This window comes from Chryseobacterium indologenes, assembly GCF_001295265.1.
GTDB classification, from domain to species: Bacteria; Bacteroidota; Bacteroidia; order Flavobacteriales; family Weeksellaceae; genus Chryseobacterium; species Chryseobacterium indologenes_A.
Window position 1 is genome coordinate 15,302 of record NZ_LJOD01000021.1, and the last position, 13,694, is coordinate 28,995.

Annotated in this window: 8 protein-coding genes; 5 read left to right on the forward strand and 3 right to left on the reverse strand. The window is 39.4% G+C overall.

The genetic code is table 11. The features are described 5' to 3' along the window. Positions 1–121: 121 nt before the first annotated feature. The 3 genes from AOB46_RS21090 to AOB46_RS21100 all read right to left on the reverse strand — a co-directional run bounded on the left by AOB46_RS21090 (position 122) and on the right by AOB46_RS21100 (position 7,202). The gene (locus AOB46_RS21090) at positions 122–5,701 is read right to left on the reverse strand and encodes a hypothetical protein (protein ID WP_062703141.1); all 5,580 of its coding nucleotides are present in this window, start codon (positions 5,699–5,701) and stop codon (positions 122–124) included. Between the two features lie 74 nt (positions 5,702–5,775). Continuing rightward, positions 5,776–6,621, reverse strand: a complete 846-nt coding sequence (locus tag AOB46_RS21095; RefSeq protein WP_062703143.1) for a tail fiber domain-containing protein — start codon at positions 6,619–6,621, stop codon at positions 5,776–5,778. Positions 6,622–6,665: 44 nt separating this feature from the next. After that, positions 6,666–7,202, reverse strand: a complete 537-nt coding sequence (locus tag AOB46_RS21100; RefSeq protein ID WP_062703145.1) for a TetR/AcrR family transcriptional regulator — start codon at positions 7,200–7,202, stop codon at positions 6,666–6,668. A 215-nt stretch (positions 7,203–7,417) separates the two neighbouring features. On the opposite strand from AOB46_RS21100, the gene AOB46_RS23725 reads away from it, so the two are divergent. The 5 genes from AOB46_RS23725 (at position 7,418) to AOB46_RS21125 (ending at position 13,688) form a co-directional block, all read left to right on the forward strand. Then, positions 7,418–8,032, forward strand: coding sequence for a hypothetical protein (locus AOB46_RS23725; RefSeq protein ID WP_206542268.1), 615 nt, complete (start codon positions 7,418–7,420; stop codon positions 8,030–8,032). Positions 8,033–8,220: 188 nt separating this feature from the next. Next, positions 8,221–10,788 (forward strand): M1 family aminopeptidase, encoded by a 2,568-nt coding sequence (locus AOB46_RS21110; RefSeq protein ID WP_062703147.1) that lies wholly within the window; start codon positions 8,221–8,223, stop codon positions 10,786–10,788. A gap of 218 nt (positions 10,789–11,006) precedes the next feature. Beyond that, complete coding sequence (locus AOB46_RS21115; protein ID WP_062703149.1) at positions 11,007–12,119, forward strand: hypothetical protein; 1,113 nt, start codon at positions 11,007–11,009, stop codon at positions 12,117–12,119. A 35-nt stretch (positions 12,120–12,154) separates the two neighbouring features. Then, on the forward strand, positions 12,155–13,066 hold the full coding sequence (locus AOB46_RS21120) for a hypothetical protein (RefSeq protein ID WP_062703151.1): 912 nt from the start codon (positions 12,155–12,157) through the stop codon (positions 13,064–13,066). Further along, positions 13,053–13,688 (forward strand): ATP-binding cassette domain-containing protein, encoded by a 636-nt coding sequence (locus tag AOB46_RS21125; RefSeq protein WP_062703152.1) that lies wholly within the window; start codon positions 13,053–13,055, stop codon positions 13,686–13,688. Before AOB46_RS21120 ends, AOB46_RS21125 begins: the two co-directional genes overlap by 14 nt. The last annotated feature ends 6 nt before the right edge of the window (positions 13,689–13,694 follow it).

Consider the following 13,694-nt stretch of genomic DNA (forward strand, 5'->3'; position numbering starts at 1 on the left):
AATACGAATAAATCTTAGTATTTAAAACGCTTTAGGGAACTTTAGAAGAAATTCAGGTCCGGTGAAACTCAACGGAAAAGGCTGTCCGAAGACAGCCTTTTATGATAAAAAATATCTCTGTTTAATCATTATCAACCCTGATCCATTTTCCGTTTTCTATACCTTCGTAAAAATGGTCATTATGATAGATAACCGCTCCCTGAACGTGAGGTTTTTGAGCAGGAAGAGTAAGTGTTTCCGGAAGAGCATCAATGTTTCGGATCATCAATACATCACTTCCTTCTTTCACCGTAATTCCGGCTCCCGGGATGAGCTTTGTTGCCCCGGCATCAATAGGAGGATTAACTACTGTTACAGGATTAACCTCAGATAAACGTCTGGCTCCCATGCTGGCGGTACATCCTCTCAGAATGCCATTTATCAGCATGGTAACTCCAGGAACAGTACATTCCGGATTAATGTTGACTACAATATTTTTGTTATTCAAGGCAAGAGGGCAGGCTTCCCCGCTTGCAAAACGGATACTTTTCAGACGGTAAACAAATGTTCCTGCCTGGCTTTTCGGATGAAGAATCAGTGCTTCACCATTAGCCGCCGAAGTAATATCCTGATCCTGGCCATTGTTCACAGAATATGTGAAAATATATGTCTGTGCCAGAGATCCCTTGAATTTTACCTGCACATCGCCCGTTGTCTGTTGTACAGCGCTTACAGGAGTAACTACAGTATTATCAACCGGCATGGTAACAGAACTGATCGTAAAATTTTCGGTAATATTACATCCGTCCTGCGCATATACTACTTTAACACTGTAGTTTCCGGGCTGAGTGAATGTAACCAAAGGGCTGGTGCTGATTACTCCGCCACCCGGTTGATTCACTTTCGTCCATGTGTAAGAAGCGTTGGCATCCGTTCCGAACAGGGTAGCTGCATCGTAGGTTTTAGGAAACTCTGAAGCACAAAGCGTCTTATTTCCTCCAAAACCTGCAGCCTGAACATTGGTAGGTACAATCGTAAGGTTATTGGTATTTCCCAGATCCTGACTGTTTCCGTAAGCACTAACCATACGGGAGAAATTCATATCCCGGACTGAGGCATAGAACATGGTGTAGGAAGCTGCCGGATCCAGCGTAATTAAGCTTTGCCCGGAAGCAGCTGTTCTGCTGATATTGATCCTGTTACATGGAGTACCGGTCATAAACAGGTTTTCGGTAATGACCTGCCCGCCTGCAATAGTATAATTCCCGGGATTAAAATACAGGGTTTTGTATCGGCCTGCCGAGGTAAGAGTACTGGTTCCTGTTCCCCCAAGGAAAGTTACTTTATTGAAATTATGAACCGTAGAACCTCCGTTCAGCGTTCCGTATCCGGTAATAATAACTTCATTAAAATCTGAAATATTAGGAATGGTAACTGCAAAATTCTGGGTGGTAATTTTACTCCCTTCCGCATTAATGGTAACGGGAATACCTCCTCCGTTTACCGTGAAGCTATAAGATCCTGTACTGATAACAGACTGACCTAAATCCAGTACGGGGCTGACATTTTGATTATAATTAAAATTTACGCCGCCCGTTATCGGGAAATTATTCGTTTTAAAGCCTTTCACATTCGTTCCTGTTATATTTCCGAGGTATGGACTCAGCAGCTCAAAAGAATCTTTATCCGCATTTATTGCGATATTTACATTCACTCCTTTAGTATCAATATATCTGGCTTTTACCAATGCAGGGTCCTGAACCATATTGATGAAAGAATTACTAGAAAGAGTAGTCATAACAGGTTGAAGCGTAAGGTTTCCGTAAACATTCAGATAATAGGAAGAATTACTGCTGTATACGCCCAGATTAGGAGAATTAGGAGCATTATTAAAGGTTACATTATTGGCAAATGCATTGGTTCCTGTAATGGTAATGGATTTCTGGGATGCTGTGAAACCTGAATTCTGATCAAAAAATACATTGTCATTAGCTCTCGGAGGATTACAGCCTGTAACCGGTACACCACCCGAGGTCAGCGACCAGTGAAGGGGATCATTCCACTCGCCCTGCCCGCCAATCCAGTAGAGATCTCTCGGAGCTGATGTAAGTGTATCAGAAAAGCTGAAACCAGCCACACCTCCCAGGTTCTTACTGCTTGAGGTAATATACGTTTGCCCTCCGGAAGACGAAACATTTCTCAGCTGCACCCGGTCTATCACAAAATCCGTAGGATTGTAACTGGAAATAATGATCTGCCTTACCGAGTTGTCACCCGAGAAGATCACCCGCTCATCCTCCAGGCATCCTCCCTGCAAAAGCATGGAATTATTCACTGTAATATTGCTTGCTAAAATAACAGAGTTGGTTTTCTGGATGTTGAGGTGATTCACATTCAGTCCTGTGATCTGAAGAGCGTAAGGCTGGGTATAAAAAGTTCCCTGCAGCATATTGAAATGATTAACAAGTCCTCCCTGCATCGAAAAATAAGCAGTGGTATTAAGGTTAGTACTCTTATAATCAATCCGTTCAAAATAATGGGCCAGATTATTGGCTGAAAAATTACTTTGTCCTCCCAATACTGAATTAATTTTCAGAATACTGTTATTGGAGATAACCGGCAGCTGTGTGTTTACCACAAAAGCTCTTAGACTAATATCAGAATTGCTCAGCAAGACTTCCTTTCCGTTGAAAGACGCGTTGTTAAGATTAAGGATGGTTCCTGTAAGATCAAGAGTTCCTGCTGTATTGTTTTGATTGATATTACCGCCGTTTATATCGTAAGGCCCCGTTCCACGGTAGACTTTCCAGTTGGCATTACCGGAAAAAGTGAAGTAGGCACTACCTCCGTTGGGATAAACCGCTTTATTGATTCCTGCGGCTTTTCCTGCCGAGTTTATAAAAATAAATCCACTGAAATATCCGGCATCGTAATAACCGGGATGCAGCGTTAGATCTCCGTTGATCCCCATTGAATAATTATTATTGCTTCCTGCGAAATAAGACCGGGCTGAAGCCGGAAGCCCGCTGAATGTAAGATTATTTACCTGTACATTGTTTTCCAGGTTGATGCCTGTAATGTTGGTGGTTGAAAAGCCGGAGTACTGATCAAAAAATACATTGTCATAAATGGTGGGAAGCCCGCAGTTGGCCGTTACCCTTGCTGAAGACGGGTCCATAGACCAATGGCTGAGATCATTCCAGTTTCCGTTTCCTCCTTTCCAGTAAAAGTTTTTTGCTGTAGGAAGTGTAAAATTAATTCCGCTGTTGCTGCCATTGTCAATGGAATTATTGGCATTAACTGGCTTGGCACCTGCAACAGGATTCACATAGACGGCATTAATTCCGGATATCATCATTCTGTTCAGCTCTACAAAACCGGTTCCGTTGATGCTGTTTCCCAGAATAAGATTACTGCCTCCGTTTCCAGTAAGACTGGCATGAAGGTCACAATCTGCACGGTTGTACACAAAAGTATCGGTAGCTCTGAGGTTAGCATATGTGTTGAAAGTAATATTTGAAGGTGCATTAATATTTACGCTCTTTACCGTATTGGTATTTACCAGCGTAGTGTAGCTTCCTGAATTGATCTGAAACAGGTTGGCCTTCATATCAGAAAAAGTTACAGTACTGTTTCCTTCCTGATAAATGCTTCCAAAAAAATGGTTGGGATTGGCTGAATAATACCGGCCGTTATAGGTATTGCTGATGTACACAGCGGTATTTGGTGCATTAATCTGCTGAGCAGTAGAAACATAGAGTGCAGAAGTCCTGATAAGTGCGTTATCTATGGAAACATTTTTTCCGCCAAGCCTGAAAGAACCACCAACTGATATTTTTCTGCCGTCAGCAGACAAGCTGCTTACCAGAGCAGAAACCATATTTGATTCATTAAAATTAAATTCTGAAGTAACACTCACATCATAAGGTGCGCCCCAGCTTGCCGGAAGTAAACGGAATTCATCATTGATATTGAAGATAAGAATCCTGTTGACCGTTTGCCCTTCAAAATTCATATAACGCACAACCGGGGGATCGGTAGTTTTATATTTCTGGAAACTGAACAGGCCGGAGGATGTCGTCATATCTTTCTGAAGATAGATATTTCCGTAAATATAGTTATTGGTTACACCATAAACAGGATTTCCGGGAGCATTGTTCCAGGTCATATTACGGAAGTAGGCTACATTTCCTACAGGATTGGTAATGACATTATTTCCAGCTGTAAAACCTGAATTAATATCAAATACAACATCATCATACATGGTAGGAACACAGTTGGCAGAGGCTCCACCGGATGAAAAAGACCATTTGGAGGGATCGTCCCATGCTCCGGCACCTATCCTGTAATACGTTTTTCCCGTCAGTCCGGTATAGGTGATATTTCCAGTATTTCCACCGCCATCTATGGCTGCTGTTGCTGCTGCGCCGCCGGATAATAGGGTATTGGAGAAGGTATAGCCTAAGAAGTTAGCCCCGCTGCCACTGTTAATCCCGGCTGGGATGATAAGGTTTGCAAAATAGGAGCTGTTCATTCCCCCGAAAACTGGCAGGGCCGGGTTTTTACAGGACAGATTGGCGGTCAGGGTCTGAGTAACATTAAAAAAACCAGAATTGGCTGTAGAGTTAAACAGACAGTCACCACCATTCAGGATCAGATTATTGATAGTATACCTGGCCATATTGCCAAAATAAAATCTGCTGACTCCATTTCCCAGAGAACAGGTATTGATTTCATTTTCTGCCGCATAAAAATTGGTGGTTCCGCTGTCTGTGGTCAGGGTATTGATTTTAATTTTAGCAATATTATAGGAGACATTGGATGTTCCGATATTGTAATTGCCACTTCCTGATAAGCTCAGCGTGTTAATCTCATACTGGCCGGTTCCGGTAGTGGTATTAAGCTGGCCTCCAGATGCTCCGGTAATATTATCAGCCTTCAAATAAGTGCCCACAGAAATCTGGCTACGCATAATAATCTTTTTAATATCCTGAGTGGAAGGAATAGATAATTGCCCTGAAACAGTTGCCTGTGTAAGATTGGCAGCAGGCGTATAAGTTGCGGTTCCGTTTATGGATGTAAGCTGTGTTGTTCCGAAATCTGAAACTGCGGTAGAATTATAATTAATATCTCCGGTTACTCTGATGTTTTTATTATTGGGGTCAAAGACGCTGCTTCCTCCTATAGTAAAAGAGAAATAACCGGTGGTATAAAAATCACTGATAAGTTTAAAACTTCCTGTACCCAAAAAGTTAATGGACGACTGATAACTTAATGAGAGATAACCAGGATCTATGAGGTTTCCGGGAATGTCAATGGTATTGGGAGAAGGATTGGCACTGTCAGAATAAAGATTCATAATCATATTATAATAACTGCCCACATTTCCTTTCCATTTCAGATTTCCGTAAATATTGAATATTGTTCCCTGGCTGAAGTTGAGCTTCCCTGTAAAAGAATCATCTATAATGAAGTCTTTTGCAATGACGGAAGGAGTAGCGCTTATGCTTCCTCCTGAAGCTGTAAATCCGCTTCCGGAAGTAAAGTACACATTATCATAACGGGATGGAATGATGGTAGCCTGCTGTCCTGTTGAGGAACCAATGCGCCAGTGGTTCAGATCGCTCCAGTTGCCGGCACCTCCTACCCAGTAATAATTGTTCTGCGCGAAAATACTGCCGCTTATCAGCAGAAGCAGCACGAAATATAGTTTAATTTTCATTGTTTTGGAATTACAGATTAATAATGCCCTGAAACCTATAGGACTTCAGGTAGATATAAATTCGTGATTCAGTATTATTTTGCCTTTTTCAGGATCTGAATCTCTCTCTGTAATTCATTGATTTTTTTACCCTGTTCCTGAACTGTTTCCAGCAGAAGAGGGATAAGTTCATTATAGTTGACAGATTTATACCCGTCATTATCGGTATTCACAATATTAGGAAGGACTGTTTCTACTTCCTGAGCTACTAATCCATATTGAAGCTGGGCATTTCCGCCTTTCTTTTTTCCTTTTTCATTCCAGAAATAAGAAACAGGTCTCAGCTTTGAGAGTATTTCAGCAGAAGACTGTATAGGAGTAATATTCTGCTTCAGGCGCTCATCGGAATTATAATCTATTGCGCTGGCTTTAATGGTTCCGGCTACGTCAAGTTTAGCAGATGCAGAAGGAGCAGTACCTATTCCCACACTTCCGGTGCCTGAAAATACAAGGTTTTTACCGTTAAGATCTACATTTCTGGCTGCTAAAGGTGTTGTAATGCTGCCGTCCGCAGTGTATATATTTGAGCTTATACTTTCCCAGGAGCTTCCGCTCCAGTAATAATAGCCGGACTGGGTGATTTTTGACACCTTTGCAGTAGGAGAGGCCGGAGCAGAGGTAGCATAGATCATCAGGGATTCCGTTCCGGGTTGTATATTATTGGACATCGTCTGAATCTGGTCACCTGTGAGGCGGGGAATCAGTAAACCTTCTGTTTGAGAAGATCCGTTGGTTTTAGCCCGGATATCAAGGGTTGATTTAGGATCGGGGGTATTAATCCCGACTTGGGAAAATAGAAATGAGCCGGAAATAATACTTCCGATAAGGCAAAGCTTAGACACTGCAGTGCTGTGAGCCTGCATAACAGTAGAGTTTTTCATAGTTTTTTAAATGCTTTTTATTGTAGTAGTATATTCAGAATTCCTTAGTGTAGTTTTTTTAGAAGATCCCGCAGTATTATTTTTGATTTTTCAATGAGTTCATTTGACCTGTAAAGCTGGCTGGTGAGAATACAACTTTCAAACAGAAGGTAAATATGAGCTGCCAGAAGCTCATCCTTAATCTCGCTGCTGAAAGAAATTCTCAATCTGTTTTTATGATCCCGGATTACATCATGGATCGCGGTTTTCTCAGCTGAAACTTCAGATAACAGATTCAGGAAGCTGCAGCCTCTGAAATTTTCCTTTTTATTCATGTACATGAGAAAATCGAATGACATCATCAGCCTGTCTTTAAGGTCAACTGCTCCAGAGGTAAAACTGACCAGCTCAGATACCCAGTAATCATATCTCCTTTTCAGGAATTCAATGCACAGGTCATCTTTTGATTTGAAATGCTGATAGAAGCTTGCCTTTGAAACACCTGAATCCTCAATGATCTGATTGATCCCTGTATTGTTATATCCTTGTTGATGAAATAAAACAGAAGCGGTGTTTAAAATTCTTTCGCGAGGTCGATACATTTGTGAATTATTTCCACAAATATAAATAAAAGATGGACTGACTGGTCTGTTTGTTTGAAAAAATCTTAAAAATAATTTAATATTTTTATAGGAAAGTATCCCATATACTTCTTTAAAGGCTTATTTGATGGGGAAACTTAAAATAATTACCATGTCTCAAATATTTTTGCCATTTTGCATATTCATAGACAATCAACCCAAAACTGAAGTATGAAATGAGTGAATTTCCGAAAATTTTATCTGATAAAACAGTCCATGAAAGGCATATTGATTTCAGAAAGGCATTATTTGATCTTAATCCGGAAAACATAAGCCCGGAACATACAGATATTCTTACCGGAATTTATATGACCACCAAACAGATTGATTACCGCAACAAAATTCTGAGGCTGCTTTATGATTTCAGTACTCCCGAACTCAGATCTTTTTTTGAAACAGCCTATAAGAAAGAACGGTATCTGGATATGAAAATATATGCTCTGAGAGGTCTGGTGCAGTTTTCAGCAGAAAAAGACATTGAAAAGCTGGTCACTAAGCTGAAAGTTTCTCTTACAAAACGGGAAGAAACAACACCTTATAACTATCAGGAATACGAATTGTTGAGAGGGAAGAACGCATTGCCTTATCTTGTGGATAAATATGGTTATACTTGTTTTCAGGAGCTTTTAACACAGGTAAATGTACAGTACGGAAGAATGCCTGATGAATTTAAAGGACATTTTACAACCGATGAAAACGGAGGATTTGTTCCTTTAAGAACTCCTGCGGAAAGCTCAAAGCTGATTAACAGTTTTTTTGATCGGTTAAAAGGGAAGTCGTATTTTCTGTAAATTGTTTAAAGGTTTCTAAAAATGGTAGTGTCAGGAAAAGGCATAATGATTTTTAGATTAAGAGACGGCAGCAGATAAAAATTCCCTTCTTGTAGTTTTGGATTTCAATCATAAAATATTCAAATTAGTAATTGATAAATTAATTAATCAGCTATTAATGCCATCATTCCAATCCTTATATTTGATGTATGAAAAAAACAGGTCTCCTGGCAATATTTTTTGTCATTTTTAACAGTGGCTGCCATGCACAGGTACAATCTTTGTCCAAAATTGAATCGGGTGTTTCATATGAATTGGCCCGGTTAAGGAAAAGTACAATCAGTGAGATTAAATATGAGCTTACTCTGAAGATTCCGGAAAATAAAGCAGAAAGGATTTCCGGGGAAGAAACTCTTCATTTTAACTATAAGAAACAGAATGACACTCCGCTTCAGATTGATTTTAAAGAAGAGGCTTCTTCATTACTTGCGGTATCTGTAAACGGACAGACTGCTAAACCTGTTCTGAAAAATGAACATATCATTATTGATGCAAAATATCTGAAATCGGGCCCTAATCGTATTGATTTTACTTTTCTTGCCGGAAATGGGGCTCTGAACAGGCGTGATGACTACCTTTATGCTTTATTTGTACCAGATCGGGCACGAACAATGTTTCCGTGTTTTGATCAGCCCAATCTTAAAGCTAATTATTCTTTAACCCTTACCATTCCTGAAAAATGGAACGCACTTGCGAATGGAAAGCTGAAAAAAGAAACCATACACCAGGGGCAGAAGACTTTGCAGTTTAATCAGTCTGACCTGCTTCCTACGTACCTGTTTTCTTTTGCTGCCGGAGACTTTAAAACAGCTGTGCAGCAGATAAGAGAGCAGGATTCCCATCTTCTATATCGTGAAACGGACTCTGTGAAAATTAAGAGCAGCATGGATTCTGTTTTCACCCTATACCGAAACTCTCTGGCTTATTATGAAAAATGGACCGGTATTAAACATCCCTTCCAAAAGCATGGAATGGCTGCCATTCCTGATTTCCAGTTTGGGGGAATGGAGCATCCGGGCGTTATTTTATTTCAGAATTCAACTCTGTTTTTAGATCAGAACGCTACACAGAATGAATTAAATAACCGCTCGAATCTCATGGCTCATGAAGTTGCCCATCTCTGGTTCGGGGACCTGGTTACCATGGATTGGTTTAATGATGTATGGACGAAGGAGGTTTTTGCCAACTTTATGGCAGATAAAAGTACCGGAGCCTCTTCGGACAAACAGATTTATGATCTGAAATTTTTAACCACACACTTTCCGGCAGCCTATTCTGTAGACCGTACTTTAGGAGCCAATCCCATCCGGCAGGTTCTGGATAATCTGCAGAATGCAGGGATGATGTACGGACCTGTCATTTACAATAAAGCACCCATCATGATGCGCCAGCTGGAACTTCTGACAGGAGAAGACCGTTTTAAAAAAGGAGTAAGTGAATACCTTAAAAAATATGAATACAGCAATGCTACATGGCCAGATCTTATTGCTATTTTAGATAAGCATACCCCGGAAGACCTGCAAAGCTGGAATAAAGTATGGGTAAATGATCCGGGAAGACCCGTAATTGATTACGATCTGAAAGATAAGGACCATAAAATTCAACGTTTTACCATTTCCCAGCATCCGGAATATGGAAAGGAACCAAAATCCTGGCCGCAGGAATTTGAGATAAGTCTGTTTTATGCGGATAAGGTGGACAAAGTTAATGTAAAGTTATCCGGAAGACAGCAGGAAATTGCGGAATTAAGAGGGAAAGAAAAGCCTCTTTTTATCCTGCAAAACTCATCGGGAATAGGATATGGTGTATTCAAAACAGATAAGGCTGTAATGACTAACTTTTCTTTGGTGAAGGATCCGGTCAGCCGTGCCAGTGCTTATATTTCTTTATATGAAAATATGCTGGCCGGTTCTGGAGCGACCCCGCTGGATTTGCTGCATTTCTATGCCGGACAGCTACAGCAGGAAACCACAGAGCTGAACATCCGGCTGATAACCGGCTATATTTCTACTATTTATTGGGGATTTTTACCTGAAAATATACAGTTAAAAGAATCTGTAGATTTAGAAAATATCCTATGGAAGGCATTACAGGCGCAGACTGCAAAAAATAACAGGAAAATTTTATTTGATGCTTACCGGAATATTTTCCGGTCTCAGCAGGCTTATGATAATCTGTACACTGTCTGGGATAGAAAGTCCCCGCCAGAAGACGTATTCCTTAATGAAGATGATTTTACAAATCTTGCCCTTTCATTATCCCTGAGGAACAGTAATAATAGTGAACTGCTTCAGGAACAGCTGAAAAGGATTACCAACAAAGACCGGGTAAAGCGTTTTGAGATTATTATGAAGGCTGCATCCTCAGATCAAAAGGTTCGTGATGATTTCTTCAGCAGTCTTATGGAAAAGCAGAACAGAATGAATGAGTCAGCTGTTGGTGCAGCCCTGGGATATTTACATCATCCGCTAAGACAGAAAACCTCTGTGCATTATCTTCTTAAATCTTTGGAGGTATTGCAGGAAATACAAAAAACAGGGGATATTTTTTTCCCGGATAACTGGCTTCGTTCAACATTCAGCAATTATCAGGACCCCAAAGCATTTGAAATTGTCAATCAGTTTCTCTTACAGCATCCGGATTATAATGCAATCCTGAAGAATAAGATTTTACAGGCAACCGATAATCTGAAAAGAGCTCAGACCCTGATAAAATAAAGCAGGGTATATGAGTTATCAGGATACAGTTCCGGACAAATGATGCCGGAACTTTGTATTTTTTAATTACCCGTTGAAGTGTTAAAAAATCTTTCGGTTCTTTGTGGTTAAAAAAATACCCATGATATCTGAATAAAGCCGAGAATAGATACTTCACTCCGGATTTACGTAATTCATCGGGAAAAATTATATATCTTTAAGCAGCCATAAAAATTCAGATGAAAAAATTCATGATTATTACAGGGATTATTATCCTGCTGGTTTTCATTTTTCTTTATAATTTTTGGGGATTAGACCTGTATCTGATCAATAAAATGAACAGGTCCCAATTACCTGATGAATATAAGAGCTATCAGAATATTGATACGAAAAAGCCTGTTGTTTTCGGAAAACATGAATTGAAACTGATGTGGGATGATAGTTTTGAGCCGATCCGGCATTTTATAAGTTCAGAAGGAGATATGATCATTATAACGAGTGAGATACCTAAGGACAGAAATAAAGATGAGGTAGAAGATGAAGCCGGAGGCGGAGGAATCCGTTTCCATCAGGATTTTCATTTTTATAAGCTTGACAAAGATGGGAATATTAAGGATCATTATCTCTATAAGCGAACCAATAAGAACAGGGAAGAAGAGCTGTTTGGAGACTTTATAGTCAATAAGCATAAAAAATATTACCGGACATGGGTTACAGACGGAGATACACTGGCCAAACCGTTCATCCTTCAGAATGAAGACCTGAAATGGGATGAGGAACAGCAGGTGAGCATATATCATAAGATTTTTGAAGAAGCAGACTATTTTTATAATGTCAGTAAAAGTTATCCTGAGCAGGAAACGACCTATTACATGGATGGAAAATGGTATCAGGTAAGAACCAATACCAGGCTTACTGAAAAGATTTATAATCACGGAAGACCCAACGGAGGGAATGATCTTTTCAGGCACTATTCTTCCAGGGATATGGCTATGGTACCCAACAGCGTCCCGGAAATATCACCGGTTTATTTTCAGAGAACAGAACTGGTGGAGCTTACCCATAGTGTAGGAGGAGGTTCTGCTTCATCTACCGCAAAGAACTGGAAAGGAGAATTGTACTGCCGGCTTCCTGTTGATAAGGATACCCTGAAATTCAAAATACCGATGTATTTTGAGAAAGGCTTTACCACTCAGAAGTTTTACGAAAGCCCCGGAGAAAAAATAAGAAAATATAAAGCTGAACTGGAAAAACAATACTCACCATATTTCTATTTTGCAGATAAAAGATTTAATTTTAAGCTGTTTACCACCAGTGACCGGAAACTATACATTATCAAACCCATCCAATAAACCAATTCATTCATAAAAGAGAATTTTAGAAACCCTTGAAAAAACTATTTAACCATTTTAAATTCAGATTCAATCAGAGTTTTAGATTACTGAATTTAAATCCCAGAGCCAGCCTTCCCGCTTTGCTTATTTTCGGACTTTTGATTGTGGTAAAGCTTCCTAAGGACTATTATTATCCTGTTCTGTTCTTTTTGTTCCTGCTGCTCTTTCATCTTGAAAGAAAAGATATTCCGTTTCTGAAGAAAGTTTTTGTGAAAAGCTGGCAGTGGGTGATTACCTTAGAAGCAGTATGTATCTACAGTGTTCTTCTGTCGGGAAATATTAATTATACAATTGAAGAAGCAGGAGTCACCGGGTATCTTATGATTGTTTTACTGGCAGCAGTCCCACCGAAAACGAAACCCTGGCTTTCCCTGAAATGGGACTTTATTCCCAATGATTTATTTGAATGGAGGAGCTTTCTCAGAAAGAATACCTGGATGTTTTTAATAGGATATATTGCAGTTGTGTTATCTTCTTATCAACCTTTATTGCTTATCTTAGCAGGAACATTTGTGTTGGATCTGATTTCCCATATTTATGAACCTCATGAAAGTAAGGAAATGCTCGAAATGTACTTTAAAAAATACAGTTTAAAACAAAAACTCAGAAGAAATTCACTGTTTTTTAATTTTCTGCTTCTTCCTGTTTACTGCACATATCTCATTTTAAATCCGTTTGAAAGCATATATCTTATCTATTATTTTGTTTTCATGAACCTGTATTTTCTGCTGATTATCACAAGAAAGTACAGACAGTATACCCATAAAGAAAAAAGCAGTTATTATAACATGGCCGTTTTTATTGAGTACTCTATATGCAGTTTAACAGTAATTCCTGCCTTATTTATCCTAAATAACCATTTAAAAGTTGCCACTCAAAATATCAGAACCTATGTTGGAGATTAAAAATGTAAATGTTGAATTTAAAAACCAGAAAGTATTAAACGATCTGAGTTTATCTATAGAAGAAGGGTGTATACTGGGACTGCTCGGGAAAAATGGAGCAGGGAAGACCACCTTATTCGAGTCCCTGTACCAAAGTGTAAAATTCTCAGGAAATATCAATTGGAAAGATAAGCGTCTGAAACGCGAAGTAATTTCTTATCTGGAAACAGAAAATTATTTTTATCCTTACATGACAGGGGAAGAATACCTGGCTTATTTTATTTCTGAAAAAGAGGCTGACATTTCAGAAATCACGGAAAAATTCAATCTCCCTCTGAAAAAATATGTCCAGTATTATTCCAGCGGAATGAAAAAGAAGCTGGCTCTGATTGGAATGCTGATGCTGGATAAACCGATTAATATTCTGGATGAACCTTTCAACGGGGTTGATTTTGAAGGGGTACATATTTTATATGATGTGATCCGGCATCTGAAATCAGAAAATAAAATAGTCATTATAAGTTCCCATATCATTGAAACGCTTTTTCATACGTGTGATAAAATAGCCGTTCTGGAAAGTGGAAGCATTCATAGAATATATGAAAAGAAAGATTTCAATGAACTGAGCACCCTGAAGTTTTAAAATTAT

Excerpts from the sequence above, each read along its gene's own strand:
- AOB46_RS21090 (WP_062703141.1), bottom strand. The coding sequence starts at position 5,701 with ATGAAAATTAAACTATATTTCGTGCTGCTTCTGCTGATAAGCGGCAGT.
- AOB46_RS21095 (WP_062703143.1), bottom strand. The coding sequence starts at position 6,621 with ATGAAAAACTCTACTGTTATGCAGGCTCACAGCACTGCAGTGTCTAAG.
- AOB46_RS21100 (WP_062703145.1), bottom strand. The coding sequence starts at position 7,202 with ATGTATCGACCTCGCGAAAGAATTTTAAACACCGCTTCTGTTTTATTT.
- AOB46_RS23725 (WP_206542268.1), top strand. The coding sequence starts at position 7,418 with ATGAGTGAATTTCCGAAAATTTTATCTGATAAAACAGTCCATGAAAGG.
- AOB46_RS21110 (WP_062703147.1), top strand. The coding sequence starts at position 8,221 with ATGAAAAAAACAGGTCTCCTGGCAATATTTTTTGTCATTTTTAACAGT.
- AOB46_RS21115 (WP_062703149.1), top strand. The coding sequence starts at position 11,007 with ATGAAAAAATTCATGATTATTACAGGGATTATTATCCTGCTGGTTTTC.
- AOB46_RS21125 (WP_062703152.1), top strand. The coding sequence starts at position 13,053 with ATGTTGGAGATTAAAAATGTAAATGTTGAATTTAAAAACCAGAAAGTA.